This is a genomic window from Mesorhizobium sp. M4B.F.Ca.ET.214.01.1.1 (genome assembly GCF_004791545.1).
GTDB classification, from domain to species: Bacteria; Pseudomonadota; Alphaproteobacteria; order Rhizobiales; family Rhizobiaceae; genus Mesorhizobium; species Mesorhizobium abyssinicae.
In genome coordinates, this window is sequence record NZ_SRUX01000020.1 from 13,347 (window position 1) to 36,122 (window position 22,776).

Annotated in this window: 19 protein-coding genes and 4 pseudogenes; 6 read left to right on the forward strand and 17 right to left on the reverse strand. The window is 57.9% G+C overall.

Annotated elements, in window-relative coordinates:
• Positions 1-2 precede the first annotated feature (2 nt).
• From nifE to nifH, 4 genes are all read right to left on the reverse strand, one after another.
• Entirely contained in the window at positions 3-1,478 is a 1,476-nt protein-coding gene (nifE, locus tag EN857_RS30155) for a nitrogenase iron-molybdenum cofactor biosynthesis protein NifE (RefSeq protein ID WP_126057648.1), read from the reverse strand.
• Positions 1,479-1,539: 61 nt separating this feature from the next.
• A complete protein-coding gene (gene nifK / locus EN857_RS30160) occupies positions 1,540-3,081 on the reverse strand; it encodes a nitrogenase molybdenum-iron protein subunit beta (protein ID WP_029356526.1) in 1,542 nt (513 codons plus the stop codon).
• Between the two features lie 129 nt (positions 3,082-3,210).
• Positions 3,211-4,713, reverse strand: a complete 1,503-nt coding sequence (nifD, locus tag EN857_RS30165; RefSeq protein ID WP_024505262.1) for a nitrogenase molybdenum-iron protein alpha chain — start codon at positions 4,711-4,713, stop codon at positions 3,211-3,213.
• Between the two features lie 86 nt (positions 4,714-4,799).
• Positions 4,800-5,693: a nitrogenase iron protein gene (gene nifH, locus EN857_RS30170; protein WP_024505261.1), complete on the reverse strand. Its 894-nt coding sequence runs from the start codon at positions 5,691-5,693 to the stop codon at positions 4,800-4,802.
• A gap of 580 nt (positions 5,694-6,273) precedes the next feature.
• Between nifH and EN857_RS30175 the strand changes: the two genes are divergently transcribed.
• Positions 6,274-6,837, forward strand: coding sequence for a type II toxin-antitoxin system prevent-host-death family antitoxin (locus tag EN857_RS30175; protein ID WP_245466524.1), 564 nt, complete (start codon positions 6,274-6,276; stop codon positions 6,835-6,837).
• Between the two features lie 889 nt (positions 6,838-7,726).
• On the opposite strand, the pseudogene EN857_RS35895 reads toward EN857_RS30175, so the two are convergent.
• The 5 genes and pseudogenes from EN857_RS35895 to queC form a co-directional block, all read right to left on the reverse strand.
• A pseudogene (locus EN857_RS35895) lies at positions 7,727-7,923 on the reverse strand (7-carboxy-7-deazaguanine synthase QueE); the annotation flags it as partial.
• Between the two features lie 160 nt (positions 7,924-8,083).
• Positions 8,084-8,835: pseudogene (locus EN857_RS30190) on the reverse strand (carbonic anhydrase).
• A gap of 846 nt (positions 8,836-9,681) precedes the next feature.
• Positions 9,682-10,407 carry a 7-carboxy-7-deazaguanine synthase QueE gene (queE, locus tag EN857_RS30195; RefSeq protein ID WP_164747234.1) on the reverse strand — a complete coding sequence of 242 codons (726 nt, stop codon included), beginning with the start codon at positions 10,405-10,407 and terminating at the stop codon, positions 9,682-9,684.
• A gap of 5 nt (positions 10,408-10,412) precedes the next feature.
• The gene (queD, locus tag EN857_RS30200; protein ID WP_063169374.1) at positions 10,413-10,769 is read right to left on the reverse strand and encodes a 6-carboxytetrahydropterin synthase QueD; all 357 of its coding nucleotides are present in this window, start codon (positions 10,767-10,769) and stop codon (positions 10,413-10,415) included.
• On the reverse strand, positions 10,769-11,467 hold the full coding sequence (gene queC, locus EN857_RS30205) for a 7-cyano-7-deazaguanine synthase QueC (protein WP_091599584.1): 699 nt from the start codon (positions 11,465-11,467) through the stop codon (positions 10,769-10,771). Before queC ends, queD begins: the two co-directional genes overlap by 1 nt.
• A gap of 128 nt (positions 11,468-11,595) precedes the next feature.
• Here queC and EN857_RS30210 point away from each other — a divergent pair.
• Both EN857_RS30210 and EN857_RS30215 read left to right on the forward strand, forming a co-directional pair.
• Positions 11,596-12,385: pseudogene (locus EN857_RS30210) on the forward strand (HlyD family efflux transporter periplasmic adaptor subunit); the annotation flags it as partial.
• Between the two features lie 58 nt (positions 12,386-12,443).
• Positions 12,444-12,700: pseudogene (locus tag EN857_RS30215) on the forward strand (cysteine peptidase family C39 domain-containing protein); the annotation flags it as partial.
• A 260-nt stretch (positions 12,701-12,960) separates the two neighbouring features.
• Here EN857_RS30215 and EN857_RS30220 read toward each other — a convergent pair.
• Entirely contained in the window at positions 12,961-13,734 is a 774-nt protein-coding gene (locus EN857_RS30220; RefSeq protein WP_164747232.1) for a serine protease, read from the reverse strand.
• A gap of 220 nt (positions 13,735-13,954) precedes the next feature.
• Between EN857_RS30220 and EN857_RS30225 the strand changes: the two genes are divergently transcribed.
• Entirely contained in the window at positions 13,955-14,245 is a 291-nt protein-coding gene (locus tag EN857_RS30225) for a hypothetical protein (RefSeq protein WP_126057644.1), read from the forward strand.
• On the opposite strand, the gene EN857_RS34950 is transcribed toward EN857_RS30225, so the two are convergent.
• The 5 genes from EN857_RS34950 to hisC form a co-directional block, all read right to left on the reverse strand.
• On the reverse strand, positions 14,242-14,577 hold the full coding sequence (locus EN857_RS34950; protein ID WP_187331497.1) for a hypothetical protein: 336 nt from the start codon (positions 14,575-14,577) through the stop codon (positions 14,242-14,244). The two genes, EN857_RS30225 and EN857_RS34950, sit on opposite strands and share 4 nt — an antisense overlap.
• 44 nt (positions 14,578-14,621) lie before the next feature.
• Complete coding sequence (locus EN857_RS35900) at positions 14,622-14,951, reverse strand: helix-turn-helix domain-containing protein (RefSeq protein WP_245466525.1); 330 nt, start codon at positions 14,949-14,951, stop codon at positions 14,622-14,624.
• The gene (locus tag EN857_RS36365; protein ID WP_348628643.1) at positions 14,837-15,343 is read right to left on the reverse strand and encodes a Crp/Fnr family transcriptional regulator; all 507 of its coding nucleotides are present in this window, start codon (positions 15,341-15,343) and stop codon (positions 14,837-14,839) included. Before EN857_RS36365 ends, EN857_RS35900 begins: the two co-directional genes overlap by 115 nt.
• A gap of 173 nt (positions 15,344-15,516) precedes the next feature.
• A complete protein-coding gene (locus EN857_RS30240; protein WP_091599482.1) occupies positions 15,517-16,551 on the reverse strand; it encodes an LLM class flavin-dependent oxidoreductase in 1,035 nt (344 codons plus the stop codon).
• Positions 16,552-16,578: 27 nt separating this feature from the next.
• Positions 16,579-17,775: a histidinol-phosphate transaminase gene (hisC, locus tag EN857_RS30245; protein WP_091599485.1), complete on the reverse strand. Its 1,197-nt coding sequence runs from the start codon at positions 17,773-17,775 to the stop codon at positions 16,579-16,581.
• Between the two features lie 1,183 nt (positions 17,776-18,958).
• Here hisC and EN857_RS30250 point away from each other — a divergent pair.
• Entirely contained in the window at positions 18,959-19,492 is a 534-nt protein-coding gene (locus EN857_RS30250; protein ID WP_029356553.1) for a peroxiredoxin, read from the forward strand.
• Positions 19,493-19,561: 69 nt separating this feature from the next.
• A complete protein-coding gene (gene rpoN, locus EN857_RS30255; protein WP_091599489.1) occupies positions 19,562-20,995 on the forward strand; it encodes an RNA polymerase factor sigma-54 in 1,434 nt (477 codons plus the stop codon).
• Here rpoN and EN857_RS30260 read toward each other — a convergent pair.
• Complete coding sequence (locus tag EN857_RS30260; protein WP_126057643.1) at positions 20,992-21,591, reverse strand: nitrogen fixation protein NifQ; 600 nt, start codon at positions 21,589-21,591, stop codon at positions 20,992-20,994. The two genes, rpoN and EN857_RS30260, sit on opposite strands and share 4 nt — an antisense overlap.
• Positions 21,592-21,605: 14 nt before the next feature.
• Positions 21,606-22,658: an LLM class flavin-dependent oxidoreductase gene (locus EN857_RS30265; RefSeq protein ID WP_091599492.1), complete on the reverse strand. Its 1,053-nt coding sequence runs from the start codon at positions 22,656-22,658 to the stop codon at positions 21,606-21,608.
• Positions 22,659-22,776 lie beyond the last annotated feature (118 nt).

Sequence of the window (22,776 nt, forward strand, 5' to 3'; positions counted from 1 at the left end):
CCTCAACACTCGTGTGCCGTCGCGCATGCGAATTCATCAAACAGGTACGCGGTCTCGTTCCTCGTGCACGGCAATTCGCCTATCAGATCAGGCTGGCAATCCCACGGGGCCGGCTGGCGCACCTGAGACCAGATCGGATTGTGAATGGCGAGGTCGATCTGGCGTACGAGTTCCACCATGCCGTCATAGCCGGCATAAGGATGCTGGCGCTCCTGGTTGATATCGAGCCAGGGCGTCTTGGCCTTGAGCGCAATGAATTGCGTGCGACCGCCCGACAGCATGATATCGGCCCTGTGTTCAGAGAGCATGGCGTACAGCTCGCGCGCAGCCATGGATTCGAACATGTGCTTGTCGTGCTTGAGAACTTGTTTGATGCGCTCCTTGTCCTGCACCGTAGATTTCTTGACCGAGGTGCCGACGATCTCGATTCCGATCTCCATCAGCGCATGGACAACCGACCAGGACTTCACACCGCCTGTGTTGAGCAGCACGCGCTTGCCTTGGAGCCTTTGCCGGTAGGATTCGAGTTTCTTCCACGCGATCGCCTCCTGCTGCGCGATTAGCGTCTCTGTGCGCTCGAGGATCTCCGGATCGGCGCCCTTCCTCACCAGCAGCCTGACAAGGTTGCGAAGAGCTTGCGATGTGTCGGAGATGCCATAGAAGGAGCCCTCGAAGAACGGGATGTCCCAGCGCTCCTCCATCTTGCGGGCAAGACTGATCAGCGCGGTCGAGCACACCATCATTGCCGCCCGGGCGCGGTGCGCGGAAGCAATGTCGCGGTAACGCGCATCGCCGGGAATGCAGGCGCGCACCCGGATCCCGAGCCGATCGAGGAGCGGCTTTACAAGCCAGAATTCGCCCGAGAGGTTGAATTCGCCAAGGATGTTGATGTCGTAGGGCCCAGAGTCGTCGGGTTCGACCGTGCCGATGACATGATCGAGCAACGCCTCGGCGGCGAGCTTGTTGCCGAGGTTCTTGGAGCCTGCCAGGCCAGGCGCATTGATCGGCACCACGGCCAAACCGAACTTTTCCGTGGCGCGTTTGCACACGGCCTCGATGTCGTCACCGATCAGCGCCGTTACGCAAGTCGAGTAGACGAAGATCGCCGGCGGCGCGTATGTGTGCTTGATCTCGCGGATCGCCTTGAAGAGTTTCCGCTCGCCCTGCCCCATCACCAGGTCGAGTTCGGTGAGGTCGGTCGTGAAGCTTGTCCGCCACAAGGTCGGTCCTGACGAAACCGCACCACGGTTGTCCCAAGAATTGCCCTCGCAGGCAAGCGGCGCATGGACCAGATGCGCAACGTCGGTGATCGGCTGCAGGACGATCTTGGCTCCGTCAAAGGCGCAGCCGCCGGCTGCCGCCCCTGGTGTCAGCGACTTCGAGCAGCCCTCCTTGCGCGCCTTGGCATCTTTGCCACGGTTCTTATCGCAGGCGGGCTCATCGAAGGCGTCCTTGATTTTGGCGCTGAGGGAGGACATTGCTCAGCCTCCCCAGTCCATTGGGCAAGGAATGGCCTCGGCGAAAAGCCGGCCACGGCTCTTAGCGCGTGAGGTCATAGGAATAATCCGTCACACCCGTCTCGCTCGTCTCGCGATCGAGTTTGTCGAAGATCTTGTCGAGGATCGTCGTAAGCACGCGCAACGCGCCCTGGTAGCCAAAGAGCGCAAAGCGGTGATGATGGTGCCGATCGAAGATCGGAAACATCAGCCGGATCAGCGGCGTTCCGGTGTCGCGCTCCAGGTACTTGCCGTAGGAATTGCCGATCAAAAGGTCCACCGGCTCGGTAAAGAGCAGTGAGCGCAGCGCCCACAGGTCCTTGCCCGCCCAAACCTGGGCAGCCTTGCCGAAAGGCGAGGATGCTAGCAGCTTCTTCAAATCGGCTTCCCATGCCGAGGTGCCATTGGTGGCGAGGCAATGGGTTGGCTCGCCGCCGGTCTCCATGACAAAGCGGGCCATCGCGTGAACGAAGTCGGGATCGCCGTAGATGGCGTATTTCTTACCATGCAACCAGGATTGGCTGTCCGCCATGGCGTCTACCAGTCGGCCGCGCTCGAGGCGAATTGCCTCGGGGATCTCCTTGCCGGAAATCGCCGCGACCTCCATCAGGAATTCGTCGGTCGCCTGAACGCCGAGCGGATAGTGGAACGAGGCCGTCGCCTGCCCGACCTCCTCGCAATAGCCCAGCGTCTTTCGGGTGTTGTGATGCTGCAGCGAAAGCGTTGCCTCGGCGTTGAGGGCCTTCTTCACCTCGTTGATCTTCGTGCCCCCGTCATACATGCGGTATTCACCGTCCGAAGGCGTATCGAACTGGTCAGAGGCATCCTGGATGAATGTGTAGGACACGCCCATTACATCGAGCAGGCGCTTGAGCTCCCGGTTGTTGCCGACGCAGAAGCCGTCGAAGCCCGGAATGATGTTGATGGCTCCTTCGACTTGCGTACGCTCCTGGCCTTTCCAGAAGTGCTCCAAAATGCCTTTGACCATGTTGTCATAGCCGTCGACATGACTGCCAACGAAGGCCGGCGTGTGGGCAAAGGGCACGTCGAAGTCGCGCGGGACTGAATCTTCGTCCTTGGCGTTCTGGATGAAGCTGTGCAGGTCGTCGCCAATGACCTCTGCCATACAGGTCGTCGACACGGCAATCATCTTCGGGTCGTAGAGCTGGTAGGTGTTGGCGAGCCCGTCGACCATGTTCTTCAGGCCGCCAAACACCGCCGCATCCTCGGTCATTGAGGAGGAGACCGCCGCGGCAGGCTCCTTGAAATGGCGCGACAGGTGCGAGCGGTAATAGGCGACGCAACCTTGGCTGCCGTGGACGAAGGACATGGTTCGTTCGAAGCCGGCGGCAGCGAATACCGCACCCAGCGGCTGGCAGGCCTTGGCCGGGTTCACGACAAGCGCTTTGCGGGCGAGGTTCTTTTCGCGGTATTCCCACGTCTGGGTGAAATCGCGCTGATCGGAAACGATCTCATCGGGGTGCGGACATTCGAAGTTTAGCTTCTTCTCAGCGAGCATCTTTCTGTATTCCGGCTCGCGGAACAGGGGAGCGTGATCGAGAATTTTTTCAGCCGACTGCGGCATGATGATTACCTCTTTTGCATCTGGCTGCGCGGTACGGCAGCTCAGGACGTCAAGACGTTCCAGGCTCCGGCGGATCAGAGGCCGCGGGAGTTCACCGTCTCAGTGGGAGACTGGGGCTAAAGCAGATGTTTATTCGGCAGCCATCGCCCGCTCATCGCCCCGGCTTCTTTTCCAAGGCGCGTGGAATAGGTCCCAGACCGGGTTGTTGATGGCGAGATCCACATCACGTGCGAAAATGGCAAAGCCATCGTACCCGTGATACGGGCCTGAATAATCCCAGGAATGCATCTGGCGGAACGGTATGCCCATCTTCTGCACCGGGTATTTTTCTTTGATTCCCGAGCCGACCAGATTTGGGCGAATCCCTTCGATGAATTTCTCCAACTCATAGCCGGTCACGTCATCATAGATCAGCGTGCCGTTCTTCACGTAGTGGCCGGTGCGCTGATAGTCGTCGCTGTGGGCGAATTCATAGCCGGTGCCCACGATGACCATGCCGAGGTCCTCGTAGGCCGTGACGACGTGGCGGGGGCGCAGGCCGCCGACATAGAGCATCACGGTATTTCCTTCCAGGCGCGACAGGTACTTGGCGATGACCGCATCAACAAGCGGCCTGTACTTGGCAATGACCTTTTCGGTCTTTTCCTCGATTTCCGGCCCAAAATGCTTGGCTATGTTGCGCAGAGAGGCTTCGATCTGGGAGGGACCGAAGAAATTGTACTCCATCCAAGCGACGCCATACTTTTCCTCCATATGCCGACAGATGTAGTTCATCGACCGGTAGCAGTGGATAAGATTGAGCTTAGCCTTCGGGGCGCGCTCGATCTCTGCGAGTGTGGCGTCACCCGACCAGTTGCCGACCACGCGCAGCCCTATCTCCTCAAGCAGTATGCGCGAGGCCCAGGCATCGCCGCCGATATTGTAGTCGCCGATGACGTTGACGTCGTAGGGGCCGGCCTCGAACTTGACATCCTTTTTGTCGAAGACCCAATCCCGGATCGCATCATTGGCGATGTGGTGGCCAAGCGACTGCGAGACGCCGCGGAAACCCTCGCAGCGTACCGGCACGATCGTCTTGTCATACTCCTTGGTCTTTTTGCGAGAAACCGCCTCGGTGTCATCGCCAATCAGGCCGATAGGGCATTCGGATTGCACGGTGATGCCGTTGTTAAGCGGAAACAAGACTTCAATCTCGTCAATGATCTGTTCCAGCTTCTTGTCGCCGCCGAAGACGATGTCCTTCTCCTGGAAATCGGAGGTGAACTGCATTGTCCCGAACGTGTCGACGCCCGTCGTACCGACGTAGTAGTTGCGGCGCTGCGACCAAGAGTATTGGCCGCAGCCGACCGGGCCGTGCGAGATATGGACCATATCCTTGACTGGCCCCCACACCACGCCTTTCGAACCCGCATATGCACAGCCGCGAATCGTCATCACCCCGGGAATGGACTTGATGTTCGATTTGACGTCGCATTCGGAAAGGACCTCGCTTTCCCCGCCAGCCTCGTTGCCGCTCTTTGCGACGTTGAGGTGCTTCTTGCGGCGCTTCGCCGCCTTGTCGGGATAATGCGACAACACCTCTTCGATAAGCTTCGCATGAAGAGCACCGTCATTCTCGTATTCCCGGCTCATGAGTCCCCTTTCAAGGTTGGGTGACGCCTCAACGAATAGGCGCCGTTCTCTGCAAGGCGCGCCGATTCATGGCAGCGCTAATGTCACTACTGGGCCGCCGCCTTCGCCGCTTCCTTGGAGTGAAGCTCGGCAAGCATCTGCTCGTCGGTCTTCATGATGCCGAAGTCGAGCAGCATCTCCTCCAGCTCCTCCATGGTGATCGGCGTCGGGATCGTACCCTGGCCCGAATTGGCGTGGATCTTCTCGGCCAGAGCGCGGTATTCCCCTGCCTGCTTGGAGTCCGGCGCGTACTGGATCACCGACATCTTCCTGAGTTCGGCATGCTGGACGATGTTGTCGCGGGGCACGAAGTGGATGAGCTTGGAATTCAATCGGCCAGCCAGTGCTTCGGCCAGATCGAGTTCACGGTCGGTTTGACGTTCATTGCAGATCAGCCCGCCCAGCCGCACACCGCCCGAATGGGCATATTTGAGGATGCCCTTGGCGATGTTATTGGCGGCATAGAGCGCCATCATCTCGCCGGACATGACGATGTAGATCTCCTGGGCCTTGCCTTCGCGGATCGGCATGGCGAAGCCGCCGCATACCACGTCGCCGAGGACGTCATAGGAGACATAATCGACATCGTCATAAGCGCCATTCTCCTCGAGGAAATTGATCGAGGTGATGACGCCGCGGCCGGCGCAACCGACACCCGGCTCGGGGCCGCCGGACTCCACGCACTTGATGCCTCTGTAGCCGACCTTGAGCACGTCCTGGAGTTCGAGGTCTTCCACCGAACCTTCCTGTGCGGCGAGATCCAGGACGGTATCCTGAGCTTTCGAATTCAGGATCAAGCGTGTGGAATCGGCTTTGGGGTCGCATCCTACGATGAGGATTCTCTGCCCGAGGTCGACAAGGGCGGCGAGCGTATTTTGGGAGGTGGTGGACTTGCCGATGCCGCCTTTGCCGTAAAAGGCGATCTGACGCAGACCTGACATAATAGCTTTCCTTCCTTCGTTCTAATCATCGCGACTGCCCGCGACACAAGTGCCGATAGGCAGCTCGTGCCGCCTCACACCAAGCATCGCAAAAAGCGTACCAGCGTGATCGGCCGATCCGAGAAGAAACTTCGTTATTAAATTCCAGCCACTTAGACGGCGGCAAAACGCGCGAGCGGGCCTTTCAGGCGTCTGTCACGGACACGACAAAGCCGACACAGATTGTCGTGCGCCATCGAAACCGCCCTGTGTCGAGCTCGAAGCGGGATAATGGGGAGCTAGCCCAAAGCTGATGGCGAGACCATCGGAAGACGTCGGCTATTGTCTTTCCAGCCTGCGGTCGCTGGATGAGCAGGAGCCTGGGGCTTGACCGCCGCGCGGAATAGTTCAGGCAGGCTTGCGGAGCGGGAACGCCGGCGGCCGATAGACATCCGCGCTTAACCTTTCATAGCCCGTCTACGAGTTGGTTCCGCCGACGCGCTATATCGAAGGCAAATAATTCAGTACCTTAGCACGAGATCATTGATATTTTCAAAAAGATACGTATTATACGGATATAACGGATTATCGGGACAATTCTATGTCGGTCATTAGCTCGGTTGAATTTCAGCGCAACTTAGGGGTGTATCAGGACAAGGCGCTAGCGGAACCCGTGATCATCAGCAAGAATGGCCGCGAACGGCTTGTGCTGCTTTCGGTCGATGAATACCAGCGCCTAAAGGCGCATCGTGACGGCACTAGCGCGGGGCCTGAGAACGCAGCCCCCCCTGCTTTGCAGAGCACGGCGCACTTTTCACTTAAGAACCAAATACCAACCGAGCCACTAAGGGAATTGCTGTCGCACTTTCATTCGATCAAATCTGCCTTCGTGTACGGTTCAGTCGCCAAAGGCACGGACACAGAACGCAGCGATATCGATTTGATGGTGGTCGGCGATAACCTGAACCTCTCTGAACTTTATTCAGCCGCACAAAACGCGGAACTGAGACTAGGCCGAAAGGTCAGTCCGACATTTCTGTCGCCGGAGGAATGGCAACGAAAGGCGTCGCAGAAAGGGTCGTTTGTCCGAAAGGTAAGTACCCTTCCAAAGATTTTCCTCATCGGCTCGGAGAAAGATTTACAAGCGTGGGCAAGCAAGAACTAGACAACCTCGTAAAGATTGGGCTGATGAAAAGTGAGCCCCCATCGCTGTCCGAATATGACGGCATGCTGGGTGGCGCCCGCAAGAATTTAACTGACGCACAGAAAGGTCTCGACCCCGACAGCCAATTCACTCTCTTATATGGAGCTGCGCATCGGCTTGCCCTGGCAGCCCTACGCCGCGAAGGCTATCGCTCGGACAATCGCACTTCGGTGTTTCAAGCGCTCGTTCATACCGTCGGAACCGACAAGGCTGACATTCAGATTTTTCTAAAGCGCACAACGAGCGAAACCTCTCCGAGTACGAGGGGCACACAGACATTGATGCCAAATTGCTAGCTAACCTTATTGAGTGCACCACGAGGCTAGAGGTTTCGGTTGGCAAACTAGAACCGCCAGAAGATGACGAGTGAGCGGCAACCGAACGCGCGGGCAAGGGGTTGCGCCTTTTCGTTGTTGGTCAGCACGGTGCGCCACTACGGCTTCTCGAGAACGCTCACGATGTAAGTAGCCACCCGCTTGTCTGCATAGGGCTAATATGCACCTGGTCATGATAGATGGGCATACTGCCCCGCGGGGAGAAAGAGCGAGGGCAAACGGCGCTATGTAGACAATGAGTACAACCGCCGAACCCATGGCCGGCGCCATCATGCGCGTGAGACCCCGTTGTGGGCGAGGCTCGCGACTGGCTGCACGATCCTAGCCGGCCTGCTTGCCATTGAGTTTGGTCCCGCCGCGGTAGGCTGCGGCATCAAGGGCAACATCAGCTACAACTTGACCTCTGCATGATGAGAGCAGCTTTTACACCAGGTGCGCAGCACATGTCTTTAACGAACGCATCGCCTTCAAGAATATAGAGAGCAATTCGGAAAACCGAGTAGTTGGCGGCGAAGCTAAGAGAAGGTATACACCGCCCTCTTGTTACCCCAGAGTAGAACGTGCAGCTGCGGCAAGACGCGGGCTTCGAACCACCTGTCGCTGGTCACCTTTTCGGCCAGCTATTCCATGCGCATCATATTCCGTCGGACTCGACAGAGACGTCTTCATTGCCACGGCGGGGCGGCGTGTGATTGCCGGGTTGCAGACAAACCTCGCCGCGACGTCTTTGGGACGAGTGGTGCCGGCACCGAATCCCTATCCTTTAGACTAGCCAGCTTGGGGAGCGCCGTCAGACCGCCAGACCGGAAGAGGAGGCTTCGCGCCAATTTGTGCCAAGAATGTTGGACCGTGCGGAACCGCTGGGGCGGCGCTCAACTCTGGCGCAGGATGAAGCGTCGATTGGGTGAATGAAAAGGGCGCGCGTTCACGGGTAAAGTGAGGTAAATCGCTGGATGTCTGCCGGATCAACGTCAACCGGTTCCATCGCCACCATCCACTCGACGTTTTCGGCGCACGGCGGCGTCGTCAGTGAGCCCTCATAAGTCCAATAGCCAAGCGACGCTGGCAGAAGCCAGTTGGGATTCACCTCGTCGATCGTAACCTCCCCATTCGGCAGTTCGGGAAAGGCCGCAGCAAGGGCAGCAAAGCTGGCATTTGTCGCGCCGGGCGTTAAAAAGACGCCCAGCACGCCCAGAGTACCACTTTGCGTGTCCTTGTGAACGAAATGCACCTCCAGCGGGAAGCTCTTGCCCGCCACGTGATGTTCGCTTGGCGCATGGAAATGGAACTGTACCAGTTCGTAGACACGATCGCCGCGGGTCAGCGTGCTGCCTTGTGGCATATTGATTTGAATGGTGTGGCCGTTGTTCACCATATTGCCGCCGCCCTTGTGCCAGCCGATGGCGATATGCGGGATATCCGCCTTGACCGCGCTGTTGATATCGATCGGCGATTGCTGCGTGCCGGCAGAGCATACGAAATTTTTCTTATCCAGATCAGCCCAGTGCTCCGGTCCGACCGGACCGGTGTATCCCCAATGGGCACTGGTCGCTTGGGCGGCTTGAACGCAAATCCGGCATGCGCCGAGCGCAACCAACCCTTTGATCAGGTGACGACGATACATATTGCTTTTGCTCCTCTTGCGAACTGATGTTGGTGGCTGCCCTAATGGACCCGTGATGGCCAATCGGCGCGGCCACTATTGTCCTTTGCAACTGACGGATGCCCGCATGCCTTGGCGTGCTTTTATAAGTGCGGCTGCCGTTTCTCGGCCGGCCGGCTTCTGCAGCCCGCAACGGACGCAGTTTCAACCAGCTAGACGATAAAAATTCGAGCAGACCAGCGCTTGACCCCCGCCGCAAAGGCACAGGCGAAGGTGATCACTGCGCGGCTCGCCGTTCGCGCCTGAGGCCGCATCGCTACACTTTACACTCGCCGCCCAAGGAGACGCAGGCGACCCCAATACGTTTTCATCGCTACTCCTGACGCAGCCGACGACGCCACGAAGACGTTGCTATATTTCACGTTGGGCCAGTGAGGAAATCGATCTTCTTTATGGAAGGCATTTACGCAATGGATGCATTCCCATGCACATCGCCGTTCTGTTTAGCAGCTGCCGTTGACCGGCGGGCCAGCCCCGTTGGGCGTTCTGGTGTCTGACAGTCGAGCGTCAGGCCGGACAATGAGATACATCGATAAGAGCTGAACAAGGATGAGGGGATGACGTGCTTGCGACGGAGGAAACAGTCAAGCAGGTGGGGCGAGAAGGCCAGTTCTTGCGGATTTCAACTTTGCGTGACGACAGCTCATCGGAGTCAAGGTGACACACGCCGGCAGCGGGTGTCCGGGCGGTTTCCAGCCGCACAATCGCGAGACCGCTGGCGCGAACAAAGCTCGGCTGTACTCGGCACGCGAAGAGAGCCTGCCAAGCCGTCGGAGCCCGGCCTTCCGGTGCGACGCAAGCCGCAGACTAGACCGCCCTCTTGTTACCCCAAAGCAGAACGTGCAGCTGCGGCAACACGCGGGCTTCGAACCACCTGTCGCTGGTCACCCTTTCGACAAGCCATTCCATTCGCATCATTATTCCGTCCAAGTCGACAGAGGCGTCTTCACTGCCGGGGCGCGGCGGCGTGTGATTGCCGGGTTGCAGATAGATCGGAAGGTGCGGATATCGCGCCGCGACTTCTTTGGCGTAGGCATAGTCACTCTCGTCGAAAACGACGAGCTTGAGCACGATTTGCGGCTTCTCTTGCGCCGCTTCGAGGCACGCCTCAAACGCAGCCCAACGGGTCGTCATTTCGCTGGACGGCGGCTTTGGGCTAAGGGTCAGCACGTCAAGATCCGCAAACCACTCCCTCACCACGGAACCCTGCGTTTCCAGTGCAAAACGATAGCCCTCGCGATGGCCTCGTTCTATGAGGGGACCGAACGGCTGAATGGCCGGGTTGCCGCCTGACAAGGAGACCATAACCGGCCTGCCGCCGGAAAGCGCATGGACGGTTTGCCACACGGCATCGATCGGCATCGGTAGCCATTCATGGCGATACTGATTGTCCACCGCGTGAAGGCTGTCGCACCATGAACAGCGATAATCACATCCGCCGGTTCTGATGAACACCGTCGGCAAGCCGATGAGCACGCCCTCGCCCTGGATCGTCGGCCCGAATATCTCGCTCACACGGATTACGGGATGCATGTCGGTCACGGACGGTATTCCGCCCAAGTTTTCGGTGTTTCGCTAACGCGCACGGCCGCGGTCTGCGGCAGACGTGCCTTGCACCATTCATAGAAATGTCTGGCCAGGCATTCCGCCGTGACCTTCTCATGTCCCAGCACGTCGTTGAGGTGCCGATGGTCGAAGCTCTCGTCAATGTAGCGTTTGAGCGGCGCCAGATCGTGATAGTCGCGCACGAAGCCGTGGGCGTCCAGTTCCTTGGCCGACAGCTCCACTACGACGACATAGTTATGCCCGTGCAGGCGCGCACATTGATGGTTGGGAGGCAAGGAGGTGAGCTGATGCGAGGCCGAGAAGTGGAATTCCTTGCTGATGTGGAACATTACGCGCGCCTCCTGCGCAGCGCCTCGAGCCAGAAATCGGCGTCCTCGTAGTCGGTGGGATCAGCGTGCCCGGCGAGATGGAACGCTTCGCGCCGCTCGACGCAGGTCCCGCATCGTCCGCAGTGACGCACGCCGCCCTTGTAACAGGACCAGGTCTCGGCAAACGGGGTGCCGTATCTTGCGCCATCCGCAACAATGTCAGCTTTTCCGAGATTCACATACGGTGCATAGAGGCGTATCTGCGCATAGCCGTCGAGCGCGCGGTCTTGCATTGTCTGGAAAGCTTCAATGAAGGCCGGACGGCAATCGGGATAGATGAAGTGGTCCCCACCATGCATGGCCGCCGCCACCGCTTCGGCGTTGTGGGCGGCGGCGAGACCGAAGGCGATTGCCAACATGATGGCATTGCGGTTCGGCACCACCGTAATCTTCATCGTGTCTTCGGCGTAGTGGCCGTCCGGCACGTCGACACTGTCGGTCAGCGCTGAGCCGGAAAGGCCACGGCCGATTTCGCCGATGTCGATGATCTGGTGCGGGACCTTCAGTCGCTGCGCGCAAAGAGCGGCGAAGCCCAATTCCTTCCTGTGCCGTTGGCCATAGTCGAAAGATAGAAGGCCGGTGAGTTCGTGCTCCGCTGCCACCATGTGAGCAAGGGAAACGGAGTCCAATCCGCCAGAGCAGACGGCGAGAGTCTTCATCATTGGTATCCTTGTTTTGACCGGGTAAGGCTGCGACCGGAGATTTCTCTGCGCCCCCACTACTCCAGCGACTCAATTTTGTGAACCGGGAGAATTTCCGCACAGCCCGATTGGAGCGAGCATGGGTCGCAAGGAGCGATCTTGCCGGTGATCTCGAAAACCTGATCTCCTCCGGCACGCAGGCCAAGGACCCGATCCGCCTCTCGACCGAATCCGCCAAAGCTGACCGCGCGCATTTCCTCAACTTGTTGCGGGAAAACGAATACGCCCGCACCAATGCCGCAGCGGAACTCGACCGTGCCAAGCGACTGCTTTCGGCTTCTGCAGCGCCCGCGAAAACTGTTGAAGAAAAGACTTTCGCCCTCCACAACATTGAGCTCCAGGGCGAGATCCTGGCCCGGCGAAAAATCGCCGAATGAAACCAGCAACTCTTCGACATCAACCTGCGCCTCAAGGAGCTCACGGCCACTTTGCATGAGCTCGAGAACGAGCGGGATCTGACTCATATTCGAGCCCCAGTACTCTTGAGCAATTCTCAGGCCTCACTTCCGGCAGCTACGTACAGGCCGGGCAAAACGTCGGTTGGGTTTCGCCGGTACCGAACTGGTGGTGGAAATCTACGTTCCCCCCAAAGACATCGCTTTTGTGCACCCGGGCCAGTCGGTGCATATCCAAATCGATGCCTACAAACTACAATCAATGGGGTGTCACTGACGCCAAGGTGCTCAACGTGGCGCAGGACTCCATTCTCCACGGCGGGAGCCCTTCTTCAAGGTCCCCCTTGCGCTGTCTCGCAACCAACTCGTCCTTAAGAACGGGGGCATCGCTCACCTGAAGAAAGGCATTACCGTTTGGGCACGCTTTCTCGTTGCAGGCCGCACTTTGCTGCAACTCCTCTATGATAAAGTCGACGATTAGCTCAATCCGCTCTACGCGGGCGACTAATCTTCAATTTCCAGACAGTCAGCGAGCCGCCATGTCAAGCAAGGTCAGCAAGTTTAAGCAGCGCGATATCACCGATTGCGGGGCGACCAGTCTTGCTTGTGTCGCTGCCTTCTATGGCCACAAGCTGCTTTTGTCGCGCATTCGCCAGCATGCCTCGACCGACCACTCTGGCACCACTGTGCTCGGTCTCTTGGAAGCTGAAGAAGGCTTGGTTTCTTAGCCAAGGGCGTGAGGGGTGGCTTCGACCGCCTCGACAAAATCCCCAAGCCCGCTATCGCGCACGTCGTCATCAAATTTGCGTTTGGACTTGGCGTCATACAGTGCCGCTGGATAGAGCCCGCCGCCCTGATCTCCGGCGGGTCTAATCAGAGCCCCCAGCTCCGCTGATGAGCCAGGCGCGGGTGCCTCGGGGCTTCCTAGCCTGCACAGCCTTCATGGGACATGGTCAGGATACCTGTTAGATGAACTCCGATTAGTCTGGACATTCTGCGCGTTCGGATACGCGGCAACGTGAACTTTCCACCCTGCACGCATCCCGACTCGCCCCCTCAGTCACCGGTATGTTTCGTGATCCACTCGCGATAATACGACACGCGCGTATACACACCGTATGTCCTTCCGCAACCGGCCCCACTCGAGACAATTCCAACCAAGATAGGGTTTTTGCCATGGGCTTTGGTCAGAGGACCTCCACTGTCCCCTTGGCAAGGATCGGTCCCGCCGCTTTCGGTTCCGGCGCACATCATCCCAGGAAAGATCTCCTCCCCATATTTGCGGCTGCACGTTTTGTTGTCGACGTATGGGACCTTGCCCTCTCGGAGCTCTTCTGATTCCTCTCCACCATGTCGTGTAACTCCCTTACCCGTCACGGTAAGGAGCTCGCCATTAGGAATGTCCATCCGGGGGGTAGCAAGGGGAATGGCCACTGCGGGTAGCGTACTGCGCACCCGCACGAGCGCCAGATCATGTTTGAATGTCTTCGCGACATATTCTTCGTGAACAATAAAGTCCGTTACATCTAACGAAACGCCATTCTTCACAAAGGCCTCGACCTTGGTTGCACCCGCTAAACAGTGTGCCGCTGTGAGGATCCATTGGTCTCCGATCACCACTCCACCGCATAGATAAGATTTATCCTCTCTGACAATTTTATCCTCTGTGACAATATTGAGTTCGACGTACCAAGGATGCTCTTTAGACGTGGTCCGCTTGCCGCGGACGATATCGAGCCCGCCTTGTACAGAAGTTTGAGCATGGGCGTGTTTTCCACCAAAAAGGGCTGCGAGCGCGCAGAGGGCATGACGACGGGTGATGGGGGGCATCGGTTTCCTCGTACTATTTGCATTACATCGTGCGGCCGTGTGCCGTTGGCGCGCCACCCTGCCTGCCCACCCATTAGCTGGCAACCCTCGTCTCGGATGTGATTCAGAATGCCGCAGGCAAACATGCTTTGTCCTCGATAGGACGCTCTGGTTGCCGTGGGCGGACGACTTCTTCGGAAAGCGCGACGACGGCACGGGGTCCGTTATAGGCAGGCTCTCCATGCTGATGCAGCTCGAGACCCTCAGGGTTACTCGCCGCGCCGATGGCTCTCATGGCCAAGGCCGACGGCTCACGAAAATATGTCGGGGCCGCGGTGATCGGTCTGAACCGCGCCATGAAGGAACGGCTCTACGAGCGCGTCGCCGGATGCCCGGCCGGGCGCGCAAAGGAATTCCGATCAAGAAGCCGAACGCGCAGTGGATCAAGCCCGGCCTGGTCGGCCACATCAGCTTCCTGAAAGGCGAGGGCGGGCTGCGCCATGCCACTCTGACCGATGTTCGAGAGGACTAGTCGGCCCCGCAGATCGGTTCACCGGAAGGCATCCGAGCTGGCGCTCGGCGTTTTTTTAGCGCTTTGGCTGTTCGGGGTCGTCTGAGACAAACGACCCCGATGACCACGTCCATAACAGCTTCCAAGAGCGGCTTGCTGTCTTCGTCGCGGGCTTCAACGGTAAGGCGGCGGCAAATGACGGTGGGGGTGACTTCCCGCGCATAGTCTGTCAGCGCGGCGAAAGCCTCGAGCCTGACGGAATCCATGCCGCCGGCTAACCATGTCCCTTCAGTGTCGGAAAAGAGCCGATCATTGTTGCGTACGTCAAAATAATTAAGGGAAAGGGCGGCCATGTGATCTCCTATGGGCTCACTGCTGTCGAGGGTCCCTACAGCCTTCAGCGGAGTGGACTGCTACCGATAAGCCTTTCGTACTCGGCTTCCGGTGGGCCATAGCTGCCATCGGCCAGTTTGATCAGTCCTTCCCAATCACGGATGACGATCTTGCCGCACGTGGCGCGGATCAAGCCATTGCCTTCCAGGACCTCGATGGCGACGGTTACGCCCGGCCGCCTCACGCCGAGCATGATCGACAGGAATTCGCGCGTGAGTTTCAGCTCGGGGCCAGCGCGATCCTCACACAACAGCAGCCATCGGACGAGACGGCTTTCGAGCCCCTGGCGGGCGTTCGCGTGAGAGCGGTGTAGCTGGTCTGCACCATCAGGCATTGCACGAAGCGCAGAAGAAACAGCCGCAGGGTGGGACTTTGCTCGAGTGCCTCATGAAAGGGGGCTATCGGAATGCGCATCGCCTCTCCGGCGAGCTGGACGACGCAATCATGCGGCGCCAGATTGTCGCCGAGGACGACAACCGTTCCTGTCATGCCTTTGTGGCCCAGAATGCCGGCTTCGGCATCCCGGCCGGGCGCCATTTTGGCGATGATAGAGCCGAAGCCCTCCTCTATGAAGTACACGAAGTTGATCGGCCTGCCTTGCTGTTCAAGGCGATCGCTCAGTGCCAGTTCGACGTGCTCCAGATCCGGCGAGAGCAGGGACCCATCCTGCTGGTCGAGCAGGCCAAGAAGTCTGTTTCTGTATGGGGAATTTGCGGAGTGCGGCACTGCAACCGTCGCGGCAGGAATGTCATCGGGACTGAAATGGGCGAGGGCTGCAGTATCGCGGTCGGCGACCAAGCACCGGCCTAGTGTTTACGCCTGACACAAGAGTCCGGCCCCCACAACCGTTTCGGAATGAGCAGCAGCGCTGCCGCTGCTCCTCCAATCACACAACGGATTCACGATGCGGCAACTCGAGCCATGATTTCGGATCGAATGGTCGATGCGGTGTATAGCGAGGCATCCAGCGGCAAATCCCCAAATGCCAGTTGACACAGAAGATAATTAGCACCTGCCTCTTCCAGCTGATCAAGGAGAGCTTTTCGGACAGAAGCTGCCGTTCCCACGACGCACAATTCACTTTCAATTGCTGCATCGAAGTTCAAAGGCAAGTTTGGTGGAGTGGGAATGGCATTTAGTTCGTATAGAAATTTGAAGCTCTTGAGCCATCGTTCATAGGCAGGTGCTGCGAGCAAATACGCATCTGTTTCAGAACGCCCTATCACCACCATTCGGAGCAATCCAAGAAATGGCGCTTGGTGGCCAATGTCAGCATCGTGAATTCGGGCGGCGCGGAACGCGTCGGTAACGCTGCGAACAGAAGTGGAAGGTCCGACGCAGGCGATGTTTGCCCCATTCGCGGCGGCCCAGCTAGCCGGCTCGGGTCGATTGGTGGCGATCCATGTCGGCGGCTGGGGATATTGGTGAGGTCTCAACGTCAGCGGAACGTCTTTCAACTCAAAGTGGCGGCCCTCATAAGAAAGCGTCCCGCCTTTCATCGCATTGATGAGAATCTCGCTGGCCTCCGTGTACTGTTCTGGTGCTGCTTCTACAGCAACCCCGAAGTATCCCAATTCAGTCGGAGCAGAGCCGCGCCCTATGCCGAGTTCAAGCCTGCCGCCGCTCAACTGATCAAGCATGCAGATCTCCTCGAAGGCACGCAGCGGATGATAGAGCGCAAGTAGCATTACCATGGGACCAACACGAAGACTGCGGGTTCGCTGGGCGACGCTCGCTAAGAACAAATTCGGTGATGGACCTCTGCCATGTGGCGTACAGTGGTGCTCTGCGAGATGATACGCATAAAAGCCATAGCCATCGCACGCTTCTGCTAGGCTCAGCCGATCTGCATATTGTTGGGCGATGTCATCGCCGTTTTCGTCCAGATGATCGAAGATGCCGAAGGTTAGGCCCGAAGCGAAAATTTTCGTCAATTAATTATTCTCCAAATTACCTATGATTTATCCACTATTGGAAACATCATAACTTATAACACATCGACACTTATTACTTAATACATTTCCAATGCAATGTGAATTGACTTCATGCTTGCGCACACCGCGATTCCTCTTAAAGTTCATACAGACGTGTTTGGCGGCAGCAAGGAATTTGTCCATCTGCTCTGTGCTACCAATGCTGACGCGAATGCAGTTCTTCAAATCTATGTCAGGAAAGCTGGCGATGAGGATCTTCTGCTCTTTCAACGCGGCTTGCCAGCATGAGCCCTCCTGTCCCGCCGGCACACGGGCCAGCAAAAAGTTTGCGTGGGAGGGTGTTACGGAAAAGCCAAGTTGCAACAGCGCCAGGGTCACTCGCTGTCGTTCATGCTTGATGTGCCTGTGGTTCTCTTCGTAGGCGTGGCGATGCGCAAGAATGCTTTTCCCGACCGCCTGCCCGATCACGTTCATGTTGAAGACATTCTGGATGTTGCGCAGCCTGCCAATGATTTCTGGGTGACCGAAACCGAAGCCGACTCGCACGCCAGCGGCAGCATAGCTCTTTGAAAAAGTCCTCAAGATCAAAAGATTCGGATGTCTATTGACGAGGCGCAGGGCATGGTCGGGTGCGAAGTCAACGTAGGCCTCATCCAAGACGATCAAGCGATCTGCTTGCTCCACAAGGCGTTCGATTTCGGCCACCGGCACGAATGTTCCGGTCGGATTGTTCGGATTAGCCAACAGAATGAACTTCGCGTCTTTTGCGGGGCCGGACAGAAGTTTTTCTATCGGCAGGGGATGAGCTTCGCTCGATGCGATTTCGAGAAACTCGGCACCCTGTAACATGGCAAGTTTACGGTTGAACGAAAATCCGGGCGACAGCATCGCCACTGTATCTCCTGGGGCGAGGAAAGCTCTGTAGATGAGTCCGAGCAGTTCCGACGAACCGTTGCCGGCAATCACCTGATCTTTGGAAAATCCGTAAGCGTCGGAGGCAGCTGCCCTTAAGCTGAGATTGTCGTCTTCCGGATAAAGATAATGGTGTTCGATCGCAGCAATTGCACTTTGCATTACGCTCTTCGGCAACGGAAACGGGTTCTCGTTCGTATTTAGCTTAACGTAATTTGCATCCGTCGCTGGTCCGTTGGACGAGAGAGCATCTAATTTGCTGGCCACCGGCGAGAAGAGCGAAAGCACGGTCTTCAGTTTTGCATCGCACATGTTCTTCTCCGTTTTTCAGTCCCGCAGGGCATGTGACATGAGGCAATCGTTGATCGTGACTTGATCGACGTTCGGCTATGTCAGCGCTGCCTTCCCACCTTGGTGGGATCGCCGACCACGGTTTGGATTTGACACCGGGAAGCTGTCGAGAACCTGATGACGACCCAACGTGTGGCCGACGGCCGATTCGGCGCAACAGACGGTGTTTCAACATCGCATCGTCGTCAAAGCCGCATGCAGGGCCAGCACGACAGCCCGCCTCCAGCGCCCGCAGAAATAGGTGGAAACCGAGGTCTTGCCGAACCTCAGTTGCTCTGCCACCTCGCCCACCGGACTGCCCTGTTTACGGGTCAGGCGCAGGATCGTCCGGGTATCTTTGACGCTCGTTCGTCTTGCTTGCTTCCGTCTTGGCATGGGCTCTCTCGGTTCGCTGATGAGAGAGCCAAATACCGGCTCATCTGAGCATGAGACGCGGGCCTGACGATATGGAGCGTCTCTGGTGGCGCGCGTAGCCAAGAGGGTTCGCCTCGCTGGCGGGGCATGCAAGACGGCGCACCTCCTTGGCTATCCTGTCCCATCGTCTCAACGACTTCGCAGAGGTTGATATTCTGCAGTGACTTTCGTCTCGCTGCTGCACGGCATTGACGCTGGGAGCCATGCTCGCGTGGCGCAATTGTGCTGAAGAACGGTGCCCACGGCAACGTTTCTTAACCCGCCCCAGGTCCTGGCGTTTGGCTAATTTCCGACATTCGTGTCCGGCTTCGGACAAAGGCCGGGTTTGCCGAACGGAGTCCCACCCAATTTCCAGTGCTGCTTGAGCAATAATATCGACCGGCATTACTGCACAACACGAAAGTTGCTGCAAAAACCGAAGTGAACCCAAGGCATGGGGTCAATTGGCATGGCGCTTGCGACTCGGTCGCTAGAACGCAGTCAAAACCACGGTTGGAGACCATGCCTACCTCTCAAAGCTCGATAAAGCACGCGAGCAAACATTCCCCGTCCCCGCGGAAAACTGGAAGCTCGTCGCCGTTAAACGTCCCTGCTCGGGGGCGGTCTTGCACAAGACTGGTCCGAGGCAACCACGCCAGGGCGAAAGGCTGCCGGAACTGTCCACCGAAGTCGATGCCGCTTCAGTTTAACCGAAAAATGCACCGTACCACTTTGGCCTGGGAGCAAATCAATGACCGATAGAAAGAACGTTCCTCTCGTGACCTTTCGCACGCGTGTTCGCGATGAGTCGATCGGGGGGCCAAATCCTTATCGGTGGGAGAACAAGACCTCCGACGATTATTTCGGGGGCAAGCGCGTTATCCTGTTCTCGCTGCCTGGCGCCTTCACCCCGACCTGCTCGACCTTCCAACTGCCCGATTTCGAAAAACTCTATGATCAATTTCTGGAACTGCGAATTGACGCGATCTACTGCGTCTCAGTCAACGATGCTTTCGTCATGAATGCGTGGGGAAAGTCCTTGGGGCTGCAGAAGATCGAGCTGATCCCAGACGGGTCGGGCGAGTTCACGCGCAAGATGGGCATGCTGGTCGCGAAGGACAATCTGGGCTTTGGCATGCGCTCCTGGCGATACGCCGCTCTGATCGACGATGGCGTGGTGGAGCAGTGGTTCGAGGAGGAAGGCTTCTGTGACAACTGCGAGACGGACCCCTATGGCGTTTCATCCCCGCAAAACGTTCTCGACAAACTGAAGGCGGCGGCATGACCCAGAAGTGGCAAGTCTCACACAACCCCAGCACACACTAGAGCCTCCTCGGCAGATTACCGGTTCAACATGCATCTCTCAGCAAGCCTGCTTCAACGCCAGAAGCAACGTATGGTCTTATCGCCTCAAGCCATTGAAGCTATTCGCTTGCTGCGATTGACGCATACTGAACTCCATCAGCTCGTGGAGCAGGCACTCGAGAAGAACCCCGTTTTGAAGCCTGACCCGTTTGACGACGTTTCGCCGCTGTCAGGGGTGGATCAGCGGAGCAGTCAAAGCAGAAGCGAAATCGGCGAATCGCCCATTGGCGGGCCGTCTGGCGGGCGCGGGCAATGGAAGTCGCAACGCAGTAGCGGCAACGATCGACCTGCCGTCGAGGAGTTTACCGCCCACACCGAAACATTGCACGACCATGTCGCCCGCCAGGTCGCCCTCACCCCGTTCACCCCGCAGGAGCGGCTGATTGCCGGACAGCTCGCCGCCCATCTGGAGGACACTGGCTATCTTCAGGTAAACCTTTTCGATCTGGCCGGGAGGTTAAACGTTCGGCAAGCTGATGTGGAACGGGTCATCGGAATCTTGCAGCAATTTGATCCGCCGGGGATTTTTGCGCGAACTCTCAGCGAATGCCTGGAGATTCAGCTGCGCCAGCAAGACCGGTTCGACCCGGCTATGGCAGCTTTGGTCGCCAATCTCGAGATGCTTGCACGGGGGGATTTTCAGGGATTGAAGCAGCGTTGCGGAGTCGACGAGGAGGATCTCCTCGACATGAGGAACGAAATCCGCGCGCTCGATCCCAAGCCTGGAGACCGGTTCCAGTCCGGGACGCCGGAAACCATCGTACCGGACGTCTGGGTAATGCCCAAGTCCGAAGGTGGATGGCGGGTGGAGCTTGATCCGGCCACGCTGCCCAAAGTGTTGATCAACCACACCTATGTCGCCGAAATCTCGCAGCTGACCAATCAAAATCCGGAAGGCAAAGCGTTTCTCGACCATTGCCAGGAAAAAGGGAACTGGCTGATCAGCTGTCTCGAGCAGCGCGCTAAGACGATCCTTAAGGTTGCGACCGAAATCGTGCGCCAGCAGGATGCCTTTTTTACACACGGCGTCGCCCATCTGCGGCCTCTCTGTCTCAAAAATGTCGCTGACGGGATCAAAATGCACCAGTCGACGGTAAGCCGGGTGGCTTCGAACAGGTACATGTTAACTCCGCGCGGGGTGTTCGAGCTGAAGTATTTTTTCACAGCGACAATCGCATCCTGCGAGGGCGGCGACGCGCACTCCGCCAAATCTGTCCGCCATCGGATCAAGGCAATCATCGCCGAAGAATCGCTCGACAAGGTACTTTCCGACGAAGACATCGTTGCTCAGCTCAAGCAGACCGGCATCAATGTCGCTCGCCGTACCGTCACCAAATATCGCGAGGCGATGAACATCCCTTCCTCCATACTACGGCGCCGTGATAAGCGGTTGTCCGCAGCTGCGATCAAGCGAAGTGACTAACCGGCATTCCTGGTCGGCGAGAGGCGACTCTCAACTTCCTCCGGGCCGAAGCAGCTTTCGAAGTCATGGCATTCCCGACAACTGGGTGCAGTGCATGACGAAAAGCCTTCGGCCTCACACAGCTTGCGGTAAAAGTACTTTTTCCATTTCATGTTTTCTGTGTTGCCTGCCGCCAGCGCGGGAAAATGTCTGGCAAGCAGGCGGCTGAGCTCAGCGCGATTTGAGAGGCCAAGATCCCGCCAAAGATGGTCCGTGCGCATCGCACGCCGGGCGATGATCTTGGCCAAGCGGGCGCTCGCCGGGTCGCCCGGCGCAGCATGCGCTAGCAGCAGCCGGCGCAGCAGCTCCTCTTCCAGTTCCGGCTCGGGCTCGCTCAACTCCTCCAAAGCGAATACGCTGCTGGAGGTAGACGGGAAAGTTGCGGCCAAGACATCACGCAATTCGACAGACGAAAGGCCTGTCCCCTCCGTCGCCAACACCTCGCCCGCCTGGACCTCCTCAAGCGAACGCGAAAGCACGCAGGGCAGCACATGCTGATCGAAGCTCCTCCCTAGCTCGGACCCACGCCATTGCGCGCGTGGATAGGCAGCCATCATCGTAACGGCCGGCTTCAGCTTCCGGCATGACAAAGCGCCTTGTTGACCGCAGGGATGATCTTGTCGCCCCAGAGCTCGATCTGGCGCAGCATCGTCTTTTGGTCGAAGTCGCCCAATTGAGTCTGAACTGCGATCTGGTCCGGTTTCAAGACATCGATCTCTTCCAGCAGGCGATCAATCACGCGATTTACGCTGCCAATCGGCAAATTTTTGCGCATGGTCTCGAAGGACAGATCCTGCTGGGTCGGTGTCTCCTGCAGCAGGTAGCCATCGTGGCTCTGTTGGCGGCGCTGATGCAGGGCTTCAGAAAGCCGGCGCTGGAAGCGGGCATTGTCGAGATAGCTGTTGATCTCCAACTCGTCGTGGCTGGCATAGCAGCAGCGCAGCAGCGATATCTTGACGTCGGTGACGTTCTTTTCCTCGGATGCCGCCGCCCTCTCGACTGATTCACGCAGTGTGGTCAAAGTCTCTAAGCCGTCGTGGAAGGCTGTGACAAAAAAATTGTGCCCCTCGCGGTAGGCCCGAGCCATCCGTGCGGCTCCGCCAGCGATCCAGATAGGCGGCGTCGGCTGCTGGACTGTGCGGACCGAAATCGCTGTTGGGGGGATCTTCTCATACTGGCCGTCGTGTTCGAAGACGTTTTGGTTGAGGCCCTTGAGAATGATGTCCAGGTATTCCGAAAAGACGGCCGGCGCCTCATCGATGTCCACGCCGAACCGTTCGAACTCGAACTGCTGGTATCCCAAGCCTACGCCGAGCTCGAGACGGCCGTTCGCAACGATGTCGGCGAAGCCGATCTCGGACAGCAGGCGCTGCGGTTGGTAAAGCGGCAGCACGCAGACGGCAGTGCCCAGGCGAATCGTGCTTGTCAAGCCGGCGCAGTGCGCCACCATCATCAGCGGGGATGGTATGAGGCTGTAATTGTTGAAGTGGTGCTCAGCAAACCACGCGGTGTTGAACCCAGCCTGCTCCGAAGCGACGGCCTGTTCGATGGAGTTGCGGATGACGCTTTCTGAGGATTGGTGATAGCCACGCTGGGCGGCCAGAATGAAAGTGGCAAATTCCATGATTTCTCCTCGTTATAGACACGTCAGCCGACCGGGAATGTGCTCGGCATGCGCATGCTTGGATCTCAAGCACCTCGGGTGCGTCGTGGAGCCGAGGCTTCATAATGCTCGGCCGGTC

Excerpts from the sequence above, each read along its gene's own strand:
- EN857_RS30265 (WP_091599492.1), bottom strand. The coding sequence starts at position 22,658 with ATGGAATTTGCCACTTTCATTCTGGCCGCCCAGCGTGGCTATCACCAA.
- queC (WP_091599584.1), bottom strand. The coding sequence starts at position 11,467 with ATGAAGACTCTCGCCGTCTGCTCTGGCGGATTGGACTCCGTTTCCCTT.
- rpoN (WP_091599489.1), top strand. The coding sequence starts at position 19,562 with ATGCATCTCTCAGCAAGCCTGCTTCAACGCCAGAAGCAACGTATGGTC.
- EN857_RS30175 (WP_245466524.1), top strand. The coding sequence starts at position 6,274 with ATGTCGGTCATTAGCTCGGTTGAATTTCAGCGCAACTTAGGGGTGTAT.
- EN857_RS35900 (WP_245466525.1), bottom strand. The coding sequence starts at position 14,951 with ATGCCTGATGGTGCAGACCAGCTACACCGCTCTCACGCGAACGCCCGC.
- EN857_RS30225 (WP_126057644.1), top strand. The coding sequence starts at position 13,955 with ATGCTGATGCAGCTCGAGACCCTCAGGGTTACTCGCCGCGCCGATGGC.
- nifE (WP_126057648.1), bottom strand. The coding sequence starts at position 1,478 with ATGTCCTCCCTCAGCGCCAAAATCAAGGACGCCTTCGATGAGCCCGCC.
- queD (WP_063169374.1), bottom strand. The coding sequence starts at position 10,769 with ATGTTCCACATCAGCAAGGAATTCCACTTCTCGGCCTCGCATCAGCTC.
- hisC (WP_091599485.1), bottom strand. The coding sequence starts at position 17,775 with ATGTGCGATGCAAAACTGAAGACCGTGCTTTCGCTCTTCTCGCCGGTG.
- EN857_RS30250 (WP_029356553.1), top strand. The coding sequence starts at position 18,959 with ATGACCGATAGAAAGAACGTTCCTCTCGTGACCTTTCGCACGCGTGTT.
- nifH (WP_024505261.1), bottom strand. The coding sequence starts at position 5,693 with ATGTCAGGTCTGCGTCAGATCGCCTTTTACGGCAAAGGCGGCATCGGC.
- nifD (WP_024505262.1), bottom strand. The coding sequence starts at position 4,713 with ATGAGCCGGGAATACGAGAATGACGGTGCTCTTCATGCGAAGCTTATC.
- nifK (WP_029356526.1), bottom strand. The coding sequence starts at position 3,081 with ATGCCGCAGTCGGCTGAAAAAATTCTCGATCACGCTCCCCTGTTCCGC.
- EN857_RS34950 (WP_187331497.1), bottom strand. The coding sequence starts at position 14,577 with ATGGCCGCCCTTTCCCTTAATTATTTTGACGTACGCAACAATGATCGG.
- queE (WP_164747234.1), bottom strand. The coding sequence starts at position 10,407 with ATGCATCCCGTAATCCGTGTGAGCGAGATATTCGGGCCGACGATCCAG.
- EN857_RS30260 (WP_126057643.1), bottom strand. The coding sequence starts at position 21,591 with ATGATGGCTGCCTATCCACGCGCGCAATGGCGTGGGTCCGAGCTAGGG.
- EN857_RS30220 (WP_164747232.1), bottom strand. The coding sequence starts at position 13,734 with ATGCCCCCCATCACCCGTCGTCATGCCCTCTGCGCGCTCGCAGCCCTT.